The sequence below is a fragment of the Oleiphilus sp. HI0125 genome (assembly GCF_001635355.1).
This window is the reverse complement of record NZ_LWGF01001502.1, coordinates 1-859: the sequence shown is the minus strand read 5'-3', so window position 1 is coordinate 859 and position 859 is coordinate 1. Positions and strand designations below refer to the sequence as shown.

Sequence of the window (859 nt, the reverse complement as noted above, 5' to 3'; positions counted from 1 at the left end):
TCTATCTCGATGCGCAACCGCGTTATTATGTTTTGTATCACACATAACAAAACAATCACCTTTATTCTTCTGCACATAAAACACTTATCAATTCCATTTCGCTCCTTATAATAGGCTCCAAAATAAATTCAAAGAGAGTAAAGACATGCCAAAAGCTAGCGAAATAAAAAAGAATGCAGCCATTGAGTACAACGGCGAAGCGTATTTTGTAAAAGACATCGAGCGTTCTGTTCCGCAAGGCAGAGCGGGAGGGAGCCTTTACCGTATGCGCATGTATAACGTGACAACTGGCCAGAAGATTGACGAAACTTTCAAAGATTCTGACATGCTTAATTTCGCCGACTTGAGCAGACGTCCCGTCACATTTTCATACAACGATGGCGACGAATATGTATTTATGGATAGCGAAGACTATTCGTCTTACTCACTGCAAAAAGCCAGCATTGAAGAAGAGTTGCTGTTTATCACCGATGCATCTCAAGGCCTACAGGTTCTGATCTTAAATGACCATCCAGTAGCCGTTGAAACCCCATTGATTGTTGAGCTGGAAATTGTCGAAACAGACCCATCTATCAAAGGCGCTTCAGCAAGTGCACGCACCAAACCAGCGACTCTATCAACAGGTTTGATTGTTCAGGTGCCTGAGCATATTTCTACTGGCGATCGGATCAAGATCAACGTAGAAGAACGCAAGTTCACTGGTCGCGCAGAAGCCAAGTAAAACGTTCAAGAAGCTCTTGGTTGAACGCGTGCTTCGACCAAGAGCGACTATAAGAAACACTGTCCACCCCTAAGATAATTTGCGCGCTCGCAAAACTGTGGTTCTTATTAGTCTTACATTAGAAACCACATAAGCTCC

At 43.3% G+C, this 859-nt stretch carries 1 protein-coding gene; it reads left to right on the top strand.

Features of this window, described 5'->3' with window-relative positions:
- The first annotated feature begins 145 nt into the window (after positions 1 to 145).
- Positions 146 to 721, top strand: coding sequence for an elongation factor P-like protein YeiP (gene yeiP / locus A3762_RS25255; protein ID WP_068477116.1), 576 nt, complete (start codon positions 146 to 148; stop codon positions 719 to 721).
- The last annotated feature ends 138 nt before the right edge of the window (positions 722 to 859 follow it).